This is a genomic window from Mycobacterium sp. 3-98 (genome assembly GCF_035918355.1).
GTDB lineage: Bacteria > Actinomycetota > Actinomycetes > Mycobacteriales > Mycobacteriaceae > Mycobacterium > Mycobacterium intracellulare.
Genome location: NZ_CP142360.1, coordinates 5100951 through 5118088, shown reverse-complemented (window position 1 = coordinate 5118088; position 17138 = coordinate 5100951). Strand labels below are relative to the sequence as shown.

The following is a 17138-nucleotide window of genomic DNA, read 5'->3' as shown; positions in this document are numbered from 1 at the left end:
GAAAGTCCGTAGTCATGCCGAACTCAGGGGGCCGAACTCCTTGGCCAAGCCGCGCAGTTGCCGGCGGGAGGTGATGCCGAGCTTGGCGAACACCTTGCGCAGGTGCCATTCGACGGTGTGGCTGCTGATGAACAACTGCGCGGCGATCTCGGGGTTGGTCAGGCCCTCACCGGCCAGCCGGGCGATCTGGGCCTCCTGCGCCGTCAGCTCGCCGCCGGAGGCGTTTCCCGTTTTCCCGGACCGCTTGTTCACTTTCTCGCCGGTGGCCAGCAGCTCGCGGTGGGCTCGCGCGGCGAACGCGTCGGCACCCATCCGGGTGAACATCTCGTGGGCGGTACCCAACTGGGAGCGCGCGTCGATCCGGCGGTTGCAACGGCGCAGCCACTCCCCGTAGGACAGGTGCGCGCGGGCCAGCTGGACGGCGATGCGCGTCCGCGCGAGCTTGTCGATCGCCTCGAGGTGGCAGGCCTCCGCGTCGCGGTCGGAGGCCAGCAGCGCCTTGGACCGAAGGTAAACGCCGTCGGCCCAATCTGTTCGGGCGCTGAGCGCCCGGACTTCCAGTTGGCGCAGGGCGTCGCGGGCCGCGTCCTTTTGGCCGCTTCGCGCGGCGGCTTCGACGAGTTCGATCAGGCACCATCCGAACAGGCCCAGGTCCTCGTATTCGCATGCCCTGCGGGCCGCCGCGAAGGCGTCGTCATAGCGGCACAGGCCGTTGTAGAGGACGGCGCCGCAATACCCGGTCAATCCGACGACTCGCCCTTCGCCCCTTGCCATCCCGTCCGCGGCGGCCTGCTCGATCAGGGCGGTCGCGACGTCCTCGTTGCCGCGCCACGCGGCCAACAGGACCGAGTGGTATTTGACCGGGACATAACCGGTGGCGGCCGAGATCGCCTTGGCCTCCTCGATGAGTTGAGACGCCGTCGCGAATTCGCCCGCCTGCACGTGCACTCCGGCGCGGTAGACCAGGGCGTGCGGTAACACGGCGAGTGCGCCCGCGCCGCGCGCGAGCCGAACGGCGTGGGTGGCCAGACGGTGCCATACCTCGTCGTCCCACAGCTCGTGGACGGCGGATTCCTGGACGACGGGGAAGGCTTGCCAGAACCAGTGCAGCACATCGTCGCCCCGCTCGGCTTCGTCCTGGATGCGGGCTAGCGCGTCGCGCAGCGCCGTCACGCTCGGGACTTGCCCGGCCGTGGCCCGCAACGCGATGCCGTCCAGCAGAAGGTCGACCGGACGCGCGGGTTGCGGTCCGGGCGGCGCGGCGCGGGCCGCTTCGGCGACCAGGTGAATGCCGCCGTGCGGGCAGAGCCGGCCGCCGAACATCGCCGCCCCCAAGGCTTCTAGGTACGTTTCGCGGGAATGCGCGTCGTCAAGTCTCTCCAGCCCGCGGGCGGCATCGAGCAAACCGATGGCGGCGTCGGAGACCGTTGGCGCGTCGGCGGCACCGCTGCGGCTTCGGGCGAAGACGATCTGCGCGCGCAACCGGGCGGCACGGGCCTGCTGCAACTCGTCCAGCGACGCGCCCTCGGCGACCGTGATCAGCTCGTCCGCCGCGTCGAAGGCGGCCGCGTCGCGTTTGGCCTGAGCGGCCGCGAGCGCCCGCGTTCCCCGGCGGGACGGCTCGGCGCTCAATTGGGTCGCCCGTTCCAAGAAGGCGGCCGCGGCGGCGACGCCGCCCCGGGCCTGGGCGCGGTCGGCGGAGCGCTCCAGCGCGGCGGCAACGGATTCGTCCGGGCCGTGGGCCGCGATGGCCAGATGCCATGCGCGGCGGTCGGGATCACTTCGCCTGTCGGTCGCCTCGGCCAGCGCGCGATGGATCCGTCGGCGCTCGATCAGGTCCGCCGTGCGGTATGCGGCCGAGCGCACCAGGGGATGCCGGAACCGCACCCGGGTCCCCACGTCGATCAACCCGGCCGCTTCCGCATCGGCCGCCGCGTCCGGCGGAAGGCCCAAATGCTCGGCGGCGCGCAGCAATAGCGCGGCGTCGCCCACCGGTTCCGCGGCGGCGGTCGTCAACAGACGCTGGGTGTGGTCGGGAAGCGAGCGGATCCGCCGCAGGAATGTCTGCTCGATCTGTCCCGTCAGCGGTCGCACGTCCGGGCGCTGGAAGCCGCCCGCCAGCTCCGCGCCGGTCAGGCCCCGGGGCAGCTCCAGCAGAGCCAACGGATTGCCCCGCGTTTCCGCCACGATGCGATCGCGCACCTGGTCGTCCAGCCGGCCGAGGATGACCGAATCCAGCAACGCGCGGGCGTCGCCCGGTTCGAGCCCGCCGAGCGTCAATTCGGGCAGCCCGCTCAGCTCATCGGTGTCCAACGCCACGGCACCGTCGCGCATCGCGAAGACCATCGCCGCCGGCTCGGCGATCAGGCGGCGGGCGACAAACGCCAACGTCTGGGCCGAGATACGGTCAATCCACTGCGCATCGTCGACCAGGACGATCAAGGGCTGCGATTCCGTCGCCGCGCCGATCAAACTGAGCACCGCCAACCCGACCAGGAAGCGCTCCGGTGCCCGTCCGGCGCTTCGCCCGAAGGCGATCTCCAGGGCGTCGCGTTGCGGAGCCGGTAAGCGGTCGGAGAATTCGAGCAGCGGCACGCAGAGTTGCTGCAGCGCGGCGAACGGGAGCTCCATCTCGGACTCCACGCCCGCCACCCGCGCCACGCGAAATCCCGAAGCACGCTCGGAAACGAAGTCCAACAATGCGGTCTTGCCGATGCCCGCTTCCCCCCGCAACACCAGGACCCGGCTTTGGCCGGCGCGGGCGTCCGACACCAGGCGTTCGAGCGCCGCGCATTCCGCGCTCCGGCCGCGCAAAGGTTGCGCCTGCTGAACTTTCACCCACACCGCCGCGTCCGAAGGATTTGCTGTACGACCTTACCGATGGCGCGCGTCGCCGGGGCGACGAGCACCCGGCCCGCGCAGTCTTAAATCAACTGCTTGACTTAACGCTGAGGGCCCCGATTAACTCGTCAGGTGGTTAACGAACTTGATGGCAAGGTCGCCATCGTCACCGGCGGCGCGTCCGGCATTGGCCGGGGCCTCGTGGAGCGGTTTGTGGCCGAGGGCGCACGCGTCGTCATCGCCGACGTCGAGACCGACCGGGGCAAGGCGCTGGCGGCATCGCTGGGCGACAATGCGCTCTTCCAGCCGACGGATGTCTCCGACCTCGAGCAGGTCGGCGCGCTGGTCTCCGCTGCCGTCGCGAAGTTCGGCGGCCTGCACGTGATGGTCAACAACGCCGGAATCTCGAGCCCCCTGCGGAAGTTGCTCGACGACGACCTGACCGATTTCCACAGGGTGATGGGGGTCAACGTGCTGGGCGTCATGGCGGGCACCCGAGATGCCGCGCGGCACATGGCCGAACATGGCGGCGGATCCATTATCAACATCACCTCGATCGGCGGGATCCAGGCCGGCGGCGGCGTGATGATCTACCGCGCGTCCAAGGCGGCGGTCATCCAGTTCACCAAGTCCGCCGCAATCGAGTTGGCGTATCACGAGATTCGGGTCAACGCCATCGCGCCGGGCAGCATCCCCACGCCGATCTTGGGGAAGTCGGCGGCCGGCATGGACCCCGAACAGCTCGAGCGGTTCGAGGCGCGGATTCGCCAGGGGATGCGCGATGACCGCCCGCTGAAGCGCGACGGCACGCCCGATGACGTCGCCGAGGCCGCGCTGTATTTCGCCACCGACCGGTCGCGATACGTCACCGGGACCGTGCTGCCCGTCGACGGCGGAACGGTGGCGGGCAAGGTCATTCGGCCCAAGAAGGGTGGGGGATAGGGCGGGGACGCCCGTCGGCGTCGCGACGGATCAGGCCTTGGTCCGCGAAGGAGGACAGCCAGCCCTCCATCGGCCACCAACCCCAACGCCCATAGAAGATCTCGGCGTTGCGCAGTATGTCCTCGAGGTGGTCGACGGGGGGATCGGCGACCGCATGGTGCTGGTGGAATGCGTGGGCCCCGCCGACCCAGCGCATCGGAACTTGGCGTGCCGCCGCGCATTGCGCGAAGTCCGTGTCCTCTCCGCCGTAGCCGCGGTACCGCTCGCAGAATCCCCCGATCCGCTGCCACGTAGGGACTTTCACCGCGAAAGACAGCGACCAGAACAGCGCATAGTCCGTCGTGGACAGGACAGCGCCGTCCCGCGGCGCGGGCCGAGCACGATGCGGATCGGGATTCGGCCGCACCTCGGAGATCACGTAGCCGCCCGGCCCGGGTGGTGGCAGATACGTGACCGGGCCGTTCAGGATCGCGTCCGCGTGCTCGGATCTGCCTGCGACCCCGTGGTAGCGGTCGAGCAACTCCGCGCCGGGAATGCAATCGACGTCGAGAAAAACCAAGAGCTCGGCGGCATTTCGTATCGCCGCGGCGGCTCCCACGTTGCGTCCCATCGCCACCGGCAGCGGGCGGGCGGCCTCGCACTCAACCACCAGCGCCGGCGCCTTCAGCTCGCTTACCAGGGCGGCGACGGTGGGGTCACCGAGCGCGACCACGATGTGCAGGTCCGGCCGCAGTGTGCTGGTGGCGAGGCCTTCGAGCTGCCGCCGCAGGTGGGCGCCCCTGCCGTGCACGATGGTGATGACGGCGGTGCGCACTACGTGCCTTGCCTGCAACGGCGGGCCGTCGACTCGATGGCTTCGGCGGCACGGTCGGCCGCCCCATCCACTTCCCACCGTCGCCACCGTCGCGGGTCGGTCGCCGCGGTGGCGGTCAGCAGCGCCGGCCACGCCCGTGGGTCGGGCATGCCGTGCGCGACCACCGCAAGCTGGTGGCGCTTGAGCATCCGGGCCGTCGCGTGTTGCTCATCGAAGGGCCGCGGCTGCGGGAGGACCAACGCGGGGCGCCTCGCCGCGGCGACATCAGCAATACAGCTCTGACCCGCGTGGGTGACGACGACATCCGCCCCGCGGATCTCGGGCCACGGATCATCTCTCCACGCACCGACCTTGCCGCCGAGCGTCGTCCATGACCGGACCGAATCCGCTGCGGCACAATCCTGTAGCGAGGTTCCGAAGGCGTCGCCGGCCCCGCCCAATACGACGACGCGCGTCTCCTTCAACGGTCGTGCCGATGACTCGGGCTCGTCGCCGCGACGGTCACGGCCCTCGAAGCGGCTGATGCCACCGACGTAGCTGGTCTTGTCCTCCCATTGCCGCAGCCATGACGGCACACACAACGCGCGCGGCCAGGCCGCCACGATGTGATCGGCGAGGCGATGCACCAGCACATGCGGGGCGTCCACGCGGGTGCCGGGCAACGCCACGACGATCACCGGTACGCCGAGCAACCGGATGAACAGCGCCACTTCCACCGATACGTCGACAACGACGGCCTCGGGCCGCGCGTCGGACACCCACTCCGCGATCTGATTCATTCGGGCGCTCAGCCCGGCGTCGTGGTGGGGCGCCCAGTGCAGCGCGCCGTGTGCGGTGGCCTCGCGTGGCCGCGGTCCCTCGTCGTCACACGGTAGCCTCATGACCGCCGAAAACGGCTGGGGCTCCGGCACATCCAGCGATGTCATGGCGGTCACCGGGCGGCGCATCCGTGCGCAGACGCTCATGGCCCGAGCCAGATGCCCGAACCCGTGGTGGTGAATGTAGTACCCGATCATGTTGCCTGCCCGCGAAGTCGTCGATCATTTCTCGGTACACATTGGTGTAGGCGGTCACCATCGCTTCGGCCGAACACTGGCGAATGGCGTGCTCGCGCACCCGCTTTCGCGGTAGCGCGAGCACCGTGCCTATGGCGTCCGCCATGGCGGCGACGTCACCGGCGACGATGAGTCGCCCCGACGCCGCGCTGATGAGTTCGGGGATGCCACCGAGGGCGAACGCAACGACGGGGGTGCCGCACGACATCGCTTCGGCGACGACAAGCCCGTACGGCTCGTCCCAGCTCGGGGTGACAAGCGCCGCTGCGGCGTGGCTGACCACGTGGGCCAGACGCCGGTGGTCCAGATGGCCCGCATACCGGATGTCGCCCCGAAGGTGGGGCTCGACGTGGCGAACAAAGTACTGCTGGTCGGAGATCGGACCGGCGAGGACCAGCGGTCGGCGCGCCCGTTGGGCCGCGGCGATCGCCAGATGGGGTGCCTTTTCCGGTGTGATCCGACCAAACCACACCAGGGACGGCCCACCCGGGCCGAGGGGCCACTGGCCCGTATGGATGCCGTTGGGAACCACGGTGATATCTCCGGTGAGGCTTCGCCACGCCGCAGCGGTGTGCCGGGAGACCGCCGCAAAGCGGGTGCCCTTCCCGGTGGCGGCACCGATCGCCGACTCGAGCCAGGGCGTCGGCGGCGTGTGCACCGTGGTGAGCATCCGAGTGGACAACGCCGAGGCCATCGCCACCGGAAGGTAATGCAGGCTGTGGTTGTGGATGACGTCGAACTGTTGGCTCCCGGGCCCCGCCAGCCACAACATCAACGACAGGTACGCGTGGTGATCGGCCATGAAATCTGCCGGCGGCATCGACACGTCGTGGCGCGCCGCCTCCGACAGATCCAACGGGCGCACGTCGAGCGTCTGACAGTTCAAACCGGGATCCGAACCCGCCGCGGCGAACAGCGACACCCGATAGCCGCGGGATGCGAGCGCGCCGGTCAGGTGGCAGACGTGCGCTTCGAGCCCCCCGGCGAACGGTTGCCGGATCGGATGGCGGGTCGAGGCGATCAGCGCCACGCGCAGTGGCTCCGTCATCGCAGGACGCTCGCGTAGATGGCACGATGCGCCGCGGCGAGCTCTCGCCTTTCGGCGAGCCGCGCCACCCAGTCGGCCCGGGGGGCGGGGCAGCCGGCGGCCCAACGCGCGTGTGCCCGGTGGATCGCACCGCACAGCGACACGGGATCGAAGCCCCGGTCGCCGAAACCGAAAACGCCGCACGGGCGTTGCTGGCGATAGAAGCCGCAGCTGGGGGCCACCACGGCGGTTCCGAGATCGTAGCTCGCCTCGAGCCAGCCCGAATGGGTGCCGAACCGGTAGGGCAGTACGGAAACCGTCAGCGAAGCGAGGTAGTCCCAGAATTCGTCGTCCGAGAAGTACGGGTGCACCCGGACCTGCACATGCTCGTGGGAGTCGTAGGCCAGCAGCGCCGCGCCGGTCGACGGTGCGAACCAGTGATTGTCGGGATCGAAGATCTCGTCGTGGACGTCGACCTGCAGGATCGCGTCGGGTAGGGACGACACGATCGCCGCGAGCGCGTCCACGACGGGCAACGGGTCCATGTTGGCGCGCAGACTCTTGGCGTGCAGACCGACGACGAATCGCTCGCCGCGGCCGCGGGGCCTCTCGATCCACTCCTTTTCGAGCACGTGGGGGTGCGGCAGCACGCGAGCCCGCCGCCCCCAGTTTCGCCAAATCAGCTGTGCGGCACCGGGCGTCAGCGTTATCAGCTCGTCGGCGGCGGAAATCAGGACGTCCTGTTGCGCGGCGTGGGCCGCGGGTTCCGGGTGATGCGGATTGCGCAGATCATGCACCGTGTACACCAGCGGCTTGTTGTGCTTTTTGAGTTCCTGGACGACGCCGGCCAAATCCTCCGGCGTGATGGCGTCGAACCCGAAGTGGATGTGGAACACGTCGAATCGCGAGTGGTTGTCGCTGACCCAGCCCGGCTCCAACATCAGCGGCGGCCACCAGCCGCCCGGCACGGTGCGGCCATCCGCCGGCACCGGATCATCCAGGAGCACAACGCAATCCGAGTACGGATTGCCAAGGTGGCGGACGTAAACGTGTGACGCCGGCACCGAAGCTACGCGCAACAAATCAGAAGCCCCTTCTCAGAATCTGTAGGGGCAGCCGCGCGTCCTGGCGGCACCGTCCCGTCTGTCGAGAAGCAGAACCGTCCCTGTTGACTGAAGGACGCTGCGAAGCTGCAATACCCGCAACCCGCGGGGCCAAACTCGGGATCCGCGACCGGGCGCCCGCGGCGGGCGCCCGACTGCACGGCCGCCTGTCGATTAAATCAAGCGCTTGACTTAACGGCTTCCGGCGGGTTGACTGGGCCGATGACCACCGTCGGCCGGACCGTGCGCACGGAGCGGGCCAGCTCCACCCAAGAGGCGATCTTGGTGGCGGCCGAGCGGCTCTACGCCGAGCACGGCATGTTCGCGGTGTCCAACCGACAAGTCAGCGAGGCCGCCGGCCAGGGCAACAACGCCGCGGTCGGCTACCACTTCGGCACCAAGGCCGACCTGGTGCGCGCCATCGAGCACAAGCACCGCGGACCCGTCGAGCAGCTCCGCGAGCGGATGGTCGACGAGTTGTTGGCCTCCGCCACCGCCGACGGCCGGGACGCCGAACTGCGCAACTGGGTGGCCTGCCTGGTGCGCCCGCTCACCGATCACCTCGAGGAGCTCGGAAATCCGACGTGGTACGCGCGGTTCGCGGCGCAGGCGATGACCGACCCCGCCTACTACAACATCATCGTCAAGGGCGCGCTCAGCTCGCCCTCGCTGGTTCAGGTCGTGGAGGGCATCAACCGGTGTCTGCCCGAGCTGCCGGCCGAGGTGCACTTCGAACGCAACATCATGGCCCGAAACCTGTTGATGCACACCTGCGCCGACCGTGAACGCGCGCTTGTCGCGGGAACGTTGACGTCCCATCGTTCCTGGCGCGCTGCGGCGTCCGGGCTCATCGACGCGATCGTGGGCCTGTGGCTGGCGCCCGTGACGGCGTACGAGTGAGGGGGTTTGAAGATGAAAGTGACTGTTGACCAAGATGTTTGCGCCTCGTCCGGGAACTGCGTCATGAATGCGCCCGAAGTGTTCGACCAGCGCGATGACGACGGCGTGGTCGTCCTACTCAATCCCAGTCCTACGGCCGACCAGGCCGAAGGTGCGAGGCGGGCGGCGGCCGCCTGTCCCGCCCTGGCCATCCACATCGAGGAATAGAGATGTCAGACATTCTGACGAGTGCCACCACAGAGCAGACCGCCGACATTCCGGACTATCCGATGGCCAGGGAGCCGCGCTGCCCGTTCGCCCCGCCGCCGGACGTCATGGCGCTGGCCGAGTCCCGGCCGCTGTCTCGGGTGCGGATCTGGGATGGCAGTACGCCGTGGCTCATCACCGGCTACGAGCAAGTGCGCGAGCTGTTCTCGGATTCGCGGGTCAGCGTCGACGACCGGGTGCCCGGCTTCCCGCACTGGAACGAAGGCATGTTGTCGACCGTGCACAAGCGGCCCCGGTCGGTGTTCACCTCCGATGGTGAGGAGCACACCCGGTTCCGGCGGATGCTGTCCAAGCCCTTCACGTTCCGGCGGGTGGAGGGTCTGCGCCCGACGATCCAGCAGATCACCGACGACCACATCGACACGATGCTGGCCGGCCCACAGCCCGCGGATGTCGTTGCCGCCATTGCGCTTCCGGTTCCGTCGCTGGTGATCAGCCAATTGCTGGGCGTGCCTTACGAGGACGCCGAGATGTTCCAGCACCACGCCAACGTCGGCCTCGCGCGCTTTGCCGCCGCCGAGGACACCATGAAGGGCGCGATGAGCCTGCACAAGTACCTGGCTCAGCTGGTGGAAGCCAAGATGGAAAACCCTGCGGAAGACGCGGTTTCCGACCTCGCCGAGCGGGTCAAGGCCGGCGAGCTCAGTGTCAAGGAAGCCGCGCAGCTGGGCACCGGATTGCTGATCGCCGGGCACGAGACGACCGCGAACATGATCGGGCTCGGAGTGCTTGCGCTGCTGGAGAATCCGGACCAGGCCGCCGTCATCCGCGATGCCGAGGACCCGAAGATTCTCGCCAACGCGGTGGAGGAATTGCTGCGCTACCTCAGCATCATCCAAAACGGACAGCGCCGCGTCGCCGTGGAAGACATTCATATCGGTGGCGAGACCATTCGTGCCAACGAGGGCATCATCATCGACCTGGCACCGGCCAACTGGGATGCGCAGGCCTTCGCCGAACCCGATCGCCTGTACCTGCATCGCTCGGGAGCCGATCGCAATGTGGCCTTCGGATACGGCCGCCACCAGTGCGTGGGCCAGCAGTTGGCGCGGGCGGAACTGCAGATCGTGTTCCAGACCCTGCTGCGCCGCGTCCCGACGATGGAACTGGCCGTGCCGATCGAAGAAGTCCCGTTCAAGCACGACCGCCTCGCCTACGGCGTCTACGAACTGCCGGTGACCTGGTAGCCCAGCTCGCTGCCTTTGAAAAACTGCCGACAACAGCGGATCCGAATGGAGGGTCAACGATGACGACTCAAGCAAGCACGCTCTACCCGCCCGGAGGCTATGGCGCTCCGAAGGACCGGCGCGGCCACGCCGCCGGCAGCGACGTGGGCCTGCCCGCGGGGACCGTGGTCTTCTCGGCGGACAACCACATCTCGCTCGCCGATGACATCTTCTACCAACGCTTCCCGGAAGACCTGAAGGACAAGGCACCGCGGATCTGGTACGAGGAGGGCGCCTACCAGGTCGGCCGCAAGGGACAGTCGTTCCTGCCGGGTGATTTCAGCGCGGTCCTGATGCAGTACGACGACCTGCCCGGCGCCGCCAGCACCAACATCGAGGCCCGGATTCAGGAATTGCATGACGACGGGGTCGAGAAGGAACTGGCGTTTCCCAACGCGGTGCTGGCGCTGTTCCACTACCCGGACAAGCAACTTCGCGAGCTTGCCTTCCGCATCTACAACGAATACATCGCTGAGTTGCAGGAGCGCTCCGGCGGCCACTTCTACGGTGCGGGCCTGATCAACTGGTGGGACCCTCGGGGGACCCGCAAGACCCTCGAAGAGCTGAAGTCCCTGGGACTCAAGACGTTCCTACTGCCGCTCAACCCGGGCAAGGACGACGAGGGCAACATCATCGACTACGGCAGTACCGCGATGAAACCGGTCTGGGACGAGATCGAGGCCGCCGGCCTGCCGGTGACCCACCACATCGGCGAGACCCCGCCGAAGACCCCGTGTCAGTTCAACAGCGTGGTGGTCGGCATGATGATCAACGTCGACGGCTTCCGCGAGCAGTTCGCCAAGTATCTCTTCACCGGAATTCTCGACGATCATCCCGGGCTGCGGATCGGCTGGTTCGAGGGCGGAATCGCCTGGGTGCCATGGGCTTTGCAGGACGCCGAGCACCTGGTCGCGTCCTATCAGCACATGTTCAACCGGCCGCTGCAGCACGATGTGCGCTACTACTGGGACACCCACATGAGCGCGTCGTTCATGGTCGACCCCCTGGGCCTGCAGCTGATCGACCAGATCGGGGTGGACAGGGTGATGTGGTCCAGCGACTACCCGCACAACGAAAGCACCTATGGCTACTCGGAGAAGTCGTTGAAGGCCGTTGTTGACGCCGTCGGTCCGGCGAACGCGAAGAAGATCGTCAGCGACAACATCACAACGTTCTTGGGCCTGTAGTGAAGACGCTCGCGGACCTGGGCACCAGCAGAGGCAACGGACTGGTGATTCCCGAAACACCCGACCTGGCGCGCCTGCGCCGCGAGACGGGAGCGCGGCTGCGGTCGGCGATGACCGAACGCGGCGTCGACGCGATGATCCTGCTCGGCAACAACGCCGTCGTCTACGCCACCGGCGCCAGTTGGCCGCTGGGCGACGCCGGACTGTCCTATGTCGAGCGCCCGGTGGCCGTGGTGCTCGCCGACGACGAGTGGCCGCACCTGTTCCTCCCGTTCCGGGAGGGGGCCGCACAGGAGTCGGATCTGCCCGCCGACCACCTGCACGGGCCGGTCTATCTCGAATTCGACGAGGGCGTGGCCCATTTCGCGCGGACACTCGCCGAGCTGATCCCGGCCAAATCGGTGGTCGCTGTCGACGAATGCACGGGGGCGATGTCACGCGCCGCGAACGTCCTGTTCCCGAACGGGGCCCCGGTCGACGCCGCGGCCGTCGTCAGCGCGGCCAAGTCGGTCAAGACCCCGGACGAATTGTCGTGCATGCGCACCGCCATCCGGATCACCGACGAGGCCATGGTCGAGGTGCAGAAGCGGCTGGCGCCCGGGATACGCCAGATCGATTTGTCGGCAAGCTTTTTGCGACGCGCCTTCGAGCTGGGCGCCACGGCCAGCATGCTCGAACCGATCTGGCAGGTGATGCCGCCCAGCAAGGCCGAGGGCGTGTGGACCACGCACGGCGACCTGGCGTTGCCGCTGCTGAGCACCGAGCGCGAGCTGGCCGAGGGCGATGTGCTGTGGACCGACGTCAGCATCACCTACCAGGGCTACTGCTCCGACTTCGGACGCACCTGGATCGTCGGGCGGGACCCCTCCCCGCGCCAACAGGCGCAGTTCGACACCTGGTTCGAGATCATGACCGCCGTCCTGGGTGTCGCCAAGGCCGGCGCCACCGCGGCGGACCTCGGCCGGGCCGCGATCAAGGCCAACGGCGGCACCAAGCCCTGGCTGCCGCACTTCTACCTGGGCCACGGCATCGGCGTCAATGCCGCCGAAATGCCGATGATCGGAACGGATCTCGGCCAGGAGTTCGACGAGAATTTCGTCCTCCAATCCGGGATGGTGCTGGTTTTGGAGCCCGTGGTGTGGGAGGACGGCACCGGCGGCTACCGCAGCGAAGAGGTCCTGGTGATCACCGAGGAAGGCTGGATCCGTTTGACCGACTACCCCTATGACCCCTATGGGAACTGAAGTCCTGCCCGACGAGCGCGCGCTGCGCTCGGGGCGTCGCCAGCGGGCGCTCGACCAGATGGCCGCGCACGACCTCGATGTCCTGGTCCTCGGCCGGCAAGCCAATGTCCGTTACGTCACCGGTGCGCCGCAGCTTTGGGTCGCCGGCACCCGGCCGTTCGGTCCGACCTGTGTGGTGGTGCGGGAGACCGGTGCCGTGCACCTTCTCAGCACGTGGGACGAGGGCGTGCCCGACGACATCCCCCACGAGAACCTCTACGGCATCTCGTGGAACCCGGTGAACACCATGTCGGCGCTGCAGCGCATCGACGGCGCGGCCGATGCACAGCGGGTCGGAACCGACGCGCTATCACCGGTTTTCGCGCAGCTGCTGCCGACCGCATTCCCCAACGCCCAGCTGATCGACGGCGAGCTCGCGATGCGGGCCGCACGCCGCGTCAAGACGGCGGAAGAGATCGCCGCGGTGCGGGAGTCCATCGCGGTGGCCGAATCGGCCCTGGCGGCCGCGGTCGCGGAATTGCGGCCCGGGGTGAGCGAACAAGCGCTGGCCGGCGTCGTGTTGGAGGCCTCGGCGGCCGGCGGCGTGAGCACGCCGTCGAATCAAGACGTCGCGTGGGCGACCTCGCGCACGCACCCGTGGCGGCGCGCCGACGGCGGTGACCGTGTTCAAGGCCGCATCCGGGACGGCGATCTGGTGGCGTTCTCCGCGGGAGTCCTGGCCGGCGGGTACGTCGGCGAGGTGGGACGCACCTGGCCGGCCGGCAAGAAGCAGGTTCCCGGCGGCGCCGCGGCCCTCTATCGGCGCTGGGACAGCCTGTGGGACAGGCTGATCGGGGCCTGCCGGCCCGGCGCCGGCGCGGCCGAGCTGATGGCCGCGTACCACGCCGCGGGGGAGCCGGACCCACCGATGCCGGTCGCCCGTGGCCTGGGCATGGGGTTCGACCCACCCGTCGTCTCCAAGCATCTGCCCGCCACCGCGGCCGGCGAACGTCTGGAACCGGGGATGGTGCTCGCCGTGACGGGTTATGTCTGGGAAGAAGGAGTCGGCGCGGTATTCGGGCGAGAAGCGGTCCTGATCACCGCCGACGGTCCGGAAGTGCTCACCGCCAGCCCGTTCTGGCAGCCCTAGCCATGACCGATCCCGCAGAGCCACCGGCCGACGAGATCATCCGGTACGACAAAGACGCCGAGACGCGGATCGCCACGATCACGTTCGACCGCCCGGATTACCTCAACGCGCCGACGATCGCCGCGCGCCTGCGCTACGCGGATCTGTTGCACCGCGCCGGCATTGACGACGACGTCAAGGTCCTGGTGGTCCGCGGAGCCGGCGACGACCTCGGCTCGGGTGCGGACCTGGTCGAGGTGATGCGGGTCCGTGCCGCGGCCGACCAAGGGCCGCGGCTCGCCGAATACCGGATCGGTGCCCAGGAGGTCAGGCACCCGCCGGAGGGCTCGTTTCGCAACGGCGCCACGCTCGGTCAGTGGTATGCCAATCCGAATTCCGGCATCCGCGGCCTGCAGGATTTCAAGAAGATCAGCATCCTCGAAGCCAAGGGCTACTGCTATGGCTGGCACTTCTACCAGGCCGCCGACGCGGACCTGGTGATCGCCAGCGACGACGCCCTGTTCGGGCATCCGTCGTTCCGGTATTACGGCTGGGGTCCCCGCATGTGGTGGTGGGCGCAGACCATGGGCATCCGCAAATTCCAGGAAATGGTGTTCACCGGACGGGCTTTCACCGCCGCCGAGATGTACGACTGCAACTTCCTCAACAGCGTGGTGCCCAGGGACCAACTCGAGGCGGAGGTCGAGAAGTACGCCCTGGCCTGCGCCCGCAACCGCCCCACCGACACCGTCTTCATGCAGAAGGTCTTCTTCGAGATCATGAAGCAGTTCCAGGGCGAGTATCTGGGCAGCATGCTCAGCGGTGTCTTCGAGTCGATGGGCGCCATGGTGCGCCCGGATGTCGGTGACGAACTGACGCTCGCTGACGCCATGGAACAGGGGCTGGGCGATGCGGTCAAAGACAACGACGGCAAGTTTCCCGCCGAGTGGCGCCTGAGCAAGAAAGCCCGCAAAAAAGCCAAAGCGAAGAAAAAGAACTCGTGACGCCATCCCGGGTCGAACCGCCACTGACCGGCTATACGGTGATCGATCTGTCCACCGGCATAGCGGGCGCCTACTGCACCAAGTTGCTCTGCGACGGTGGCGCCGATGTCGTGAAAGTCGAGCCGCCGCAAGGAGATCCGCTGCGCAAATGGTCTGCCTCGGGCGTGCCCATCGCGCCCGGCGACGACGGCGCGTTGTTCGGCTTCCTGGCCGGTGCAAAACACAGCGTCATCGCCGACCCCTCCGACGAGGACGACGCCGAGCTGGTGAACCGGCTCCTGGCCTCCGCGGACGCGGTGGTCTGGTCCGCCGGTTCGAACGTGGCCGAGCACCCGGCCTTCGCGCCGCGCGCCATCCACCGGCGGCACCCGCAGCTGACCGTCACGGCGATCACGCCGTTCGGGCTGGAAGGCCCCTGGCGTGACCGCGCCGCAACGGAATTCACGCTGCAGGCGTGGTCGGGAGGAATCGTCGGGCTCGGCCGCGGCGAGCAGGAACGCCCGCCCGTCTTCGTCGGCGGTCAGGTCGGCGAGTACCTCGCCGGAGCCTACGCGAGCGCGGCCACCCTGGCGTCGCGATGGCGCCGCTTCGACGGCGGGCCAGGGGAACTGCTGGACCTGTCGATGCTCGAGACGCAGATCCTGTGTCTCACCTATTACCCGGTGTCGTACTTCGAGGTGCTCGGGCGGCCGTGGCGGGACATGCGACGGCCGACGATTCCGGGCGTGGCTCAGGCGAAAGACGGACTGGTGGACCTCGGCTGCGGGACCGCGCAGCAGTGGTTCGACTTGTGCGCGATGGTGGGCCACCCGGAGTGGATCGACGAGGAATCGCCGCTGTCGATCACGGAGCAGGCCAACATCCACGCCGAGGAGCTCTTCGACTGGCTGGCCCACACCACGGTCGCCGAAATCCGGGAACTCGCTTCGGCGTTCCGCATTCCCAACGCGCCGGTAGCCAACGGCGCCAACGTCACGTCGTTCGATCAGTTCGTGGAACGCGGTTCGTTCGTCCGCAATCCGCGCGACGGCTACCAGCAGCCGGGTCACCCCTACCGGATGCGGCCGGCGCAGTTGCGCGGACCGCGCCCGGCGCCGCGGTTGGGGGCGCACACCGAGCATTACCGGGCCGCGAACCTCCCCGCCCGGCCTACTCCGACGGGCGTAGCAAAAGCACTGCCACTCAGCGGCATTCGAGTGCTGGACATGACGACATTCTGGGCGGGACCCTGCGCCACGCACTTTCTGGCGATGCTCGGCGCCGAGGTCATCCACGTCGAATCGACGCGACGGCCGGACGGCACGCGGCTGATCGCCGGCGTGCCGGTCACCGAGGAGCAATGGTGGGAGAAGTCGCCGATCTTCGAGGCGCTGAACACCAACAAGAAGGGTCTGACGCTGGACCTGCAGAGCCCGCGCGGCAGGGAGTTGTTGCGCCGGCTCATCGCCACCTGCGACGTCGTCGTGGAAAACTTCACCCCCCGGGTGCTGGACCAGATCGGGCTGGATTTCGCCACCGTTCAATCGATTCGGCCCGACGTGGTGATGGTGCGGATGCCCGGCTTCGGCCTCGAAGGGCCATGGCGTGACAATCCCGCCTTCGCCTACGTCATCGAAGCCGCCTCCGGAGTCAGTTGGCTCACCGGCTACCCGGACCGCACACCCTATGACCCGTATTCGATCGGTGACCCCAATGCCGGTGTGCACGCGGCCAACGCCCTGCTACTGGCGCTGGAGCATCGCCGCCGAACGGGCGAGGGCGTGTTCGTCGAAGCGGCAATGGTCGATGCGGCCCTGAGCATCTCGGCCGAGCAGGTCATCGAGTACTCGGCGTACGGGGCGCTGCTCGAGCGCGCCGGCAACCGTGGACCGGCGGCCGCACCGCAGAACCTCTACCTCAGCGCGGATATCGACGAATTCGGCCGGCTCGACAGCTGGGTCGCCATCGCCGTGGCCACCGACGATCAGTGGGCGAAGCTGTGTCGCGCCATCGGATCACCCTCCTGGGCAACGGATCCCGGGCTGACGACGCACGCCGGCCGCAGTGAGCACCACGATCTGATCGACGAACAACTCGCAGCCTGGTGCCAACGGCGCAGCCGCGACGAGATCGTCGCAACCCTCTGGGACGCCGGAGTGCCGGTGGCCAAGGTCATGCAACCGCATCGTCAAACCGAGCTGGAGCAGTTGGCGTTCCGCGGCTTCTTCGAAGAGGTCGACCACCCGGTCAACGGTCCGGCTAGGCTCAGCACCGTGCCGATGAGATGCTCAGCAGGGCCCGACAAGTTCCACACCGAGCACGCGCCGCTGCTCGGGCAGCACAACCGCGAGCTGCTGGCCGGGCTCGGGTTGTCCGACGCCGAGATCGCCGGCCTGGAATCCGACGGTGTCATCGGCCGCGCGCCGGCGATGCACGGCTGA

At 68.2% G+C, this 17138-nt stretch carries 14 protein-coding genes; 9 read left to right on the top strand and 5 right to left on the bottom strand.

The genetic code is table 11. From position 1 onward, the window contains the following. Positions 1 to 12 precede the first annotated feature (12 nt). The gene (locus QGN30_RS23955; RefSeq protein ID WP_014383839.1) at positions 13 to 2772 is read right to left on the bottom strand and encodes a helix-turn-helix transcriptional regulator; all 2760 of its coding nucleotides are present in this window, start codon (positions 2770 to 2772) and stop codon (positions 13 to 15) included. 201 nt (positions 2773 to 2973) lie between these two features. Between QGN30_RS23955 and QGN30_RS23950 the strand changes: the two genes are divergently transcribed. Beyond that, positions 2974 to 3783, top strand: a complete 810-nt coding sequence (locus QGN30_RS23950; protein ID WP_014379153.1) for an SDR family NAD(P)-dependent oxidoreductase — start codon at positions 2974 to 2976, stop codon at positions 3781 to 3783. On the opposite strand, the gene QGN30_RS23945 is transcribed toward QGN30_RS23950, so the two are convergent. From QGN30_RS23945 to QGN30_RS23930, 4 genes are read right to left on the bottom strand one after another with little or no spacing between them, the layout of a single operon-like run. Beyond that, complete coding sequence (locus QGN30_RS23945) at positions 3755 to 4597, bottom strand: glycosyltransferase family 2 protein (RefSeq protein WP_248923494.1); 843 nt, start codon at positions 4595 to 4597, stop codon at positions 3755 to 3757. The two genes, QGN30_RS23950 and QGN30_RS23945, sit on opposite strands and share 29 nt — an antisense overlap. Beyond that, positions 4597 to 5478, bottom strand: a complete 882-nt coding sequence (locus tag QGN30_RS23940) for a glycosyltransferase (RefSeq protein ID WP_036458256.1) — start codon at positions 5476 to 5478, stop codon at positions 4597 to 4599. Before QGN30_RS23940 ends, QGN30_RS23945 begins: the two co-directional genes overlap by 1 nt. After that, a complete protein-coding gene (locus tag QGN30_RS23935; RefSeq protein ID WP_248923495.1) occupies positions 5462 to 6700 on the bottom strand; it encodes a glycosyltransferase in 1239 nt (412 codons plus the stop codon). Before QGN30_RS23935 ends, QGN30_RS23940 begins: the two co-directional genes overlap by 17 nt. Then, positions 6697 to 7743, bottom strand: coding sequence for a glycosyltransferase family 1 protein (locus QGN30_RS23930; RefSeq protein ID WP_248923657.1), 1047 nt, complete (start codon positions 7741 to 7743; stop codon positions 6697 to 6699). Before QGN30_RS23930 ends, QGN30_RS23935 begins: the two co-directional genes overlap by 4 nt. A gap of 261 nt (positions 7744 to 8004) precedes the next feature. On the opposite strand from QGN30_RS23930, the gene QGN30_RS23925 reads away from it, so the two are divergent. The 8 genes from QGN30_RS23925 to QGN30_RS23890 all read left to right on the top strand — a co-directional run bounded on the left by QGN30_RS23925 (position 8005) and on the right by QGN30_RS23890 (position 17138). Then, positions 8005 to 8682, top strand: a complete 678-nt coding sequence (locus QGN30_RS23925) for a TetR family transcriptional regulator (RefSeq protein ID WP_014383840.1) — start codon at positions 8005 to 8007, stop codon at positions 8680 to 8682. A 12-nt stretch (positions 8683 to 8694) separates the two neighbouring features. Next, positions 8695 to 8889 (top strand): ferredoxin, encoded by a 195-nt coding sequence (locus QGN30_RS23920; protein WP_026071472.1) that lies wholly within the window; start codon positions 8695 to 8697, stop codon positions 8887 to 8889. A gap of 2 nt (positions 8890 to 8891) precedes the next feature. Further along, entirely contained in the window at positions 8892 to 10136 is a 1245-nt protein-coding gene (locus QGN30_RS23915) for a cytochrome P450 (protein WP_009952196.1), read from the top strand. Positions 10137 to 10300: 164 nt separating this feature from the next. Next, a complete protein-coding gene (locus tag QGN30_RS23910) occupies positions 10301 to 11362 on the top strand; it encodes an amidohydrolase family protein (RefSeq protein ID WP_026071473.1) in 1062 nt (353 codons plus the stop codon). Continuing rightward, complete coding sequence (locus QGN30_RS23905; RefSeq protein WP_009952193.1) at positions 11362 to 12606, top strand: M24 family metallopeptidase; 1245 nt, start codon at positions 11362 to 11364, stop codon at positions 12604 to 12606. Before QGN30_RS23910 ends, QGN30_RS23905 begins: the two co-directional genes overlap by 1 nt. Continuing rightward, positions 12596 to 13735 (top strand): M24 family metallopeptidase, encoded by a 1140-nt coding sequence (locus tag QGN30_RS23900; protein WP_248923496.1) that lies wholly within the window; start codon positions 12596 to 12598, stop codon positions 13733 to 13735. The genes QGN30_RS23905 and QGN30_RS23900 overlap by 11 nt, the downstream gene beginning before the upstream one ends. A gap of 2 nt (positions 13736 to 13737) precedes the next feature. Further along, positions 13738 to 14718 (top strand): enoyl-CoA hydratase/isomerase family protein, encoded by a 981-nt coding sequence (locus tag QGN30_RS23895; protein WP_009952191.1) that lies wholly within the window; start codon positions 13738 to 13740, stop codon positions 14716 to 14718. Continuing rightward, the gene (locus QGN30_RS23890) at positions 14715 to 17138 is read left to right on the top strand and encodes a CaiB/BaiF CoA transferase family protein (protein ID WP_225330781.1); all 2424 of its coding nucleotides are present in this window, start codon (positions 14715 to 14717) and stop codon (positions 17136 to 17138) included. Before QGN30_RS23895 ends, QGN30_RS23890 begins: the two co-directional genes overlap by 4 nt.